The organism is Haemophilus sp. HMSC066D02 (assembly GCF_001810545.1).
Taxonomy (GTDB): domain Bacteria; phylum Pseudomonadota; class Gammaproteobacteria; order Enterobacterales; family Pasteurellaceae; genus Haemophilus_D.
Map to the genome: position 1 here is coordinate 1 of NZ_KV801819.1, position 280 is coordinate 280.

The 280-nt window shown below is 36.1% G+C and carries 1 rRNA gene; it reads right to left on the reverse strand.

Annotated elements, in window-relative coordinates:
* Window positions 1–113, reverse strand: a 16S ribosomal RNA gene (locus HMPREF2750_RS07135); the annotation flags it as partial.
* Between the last annotated feature and the right edge of the window lie 167 nt (window positions 114–280).

Sequence of the window (280 nt, forward strand, 5' to 3'; positions counted from 1 at the left end):
CCCGTCCGCCACTCGTCATCAAAGAAGCAAGCTTCTTTATGTTACCGTTCGACTTGCATGTGTTAAGCCTGCCGCCAGCGTTCAATCTGAGCCATGATCAAACTCTTCAATTCAAGTTCAATCGCTCAATACTGCTGACATAAAATGTCACTACTTAAAAAAGTATTATGAATTTCTAGTTAGCACCTATTAAGACTTCAAAATTAAAAAATATTTTTAAAACAAGTCAATCAACAAGTGCCCACACAGATTGTCTGATATATTGTTAAAGAGCAAAAAA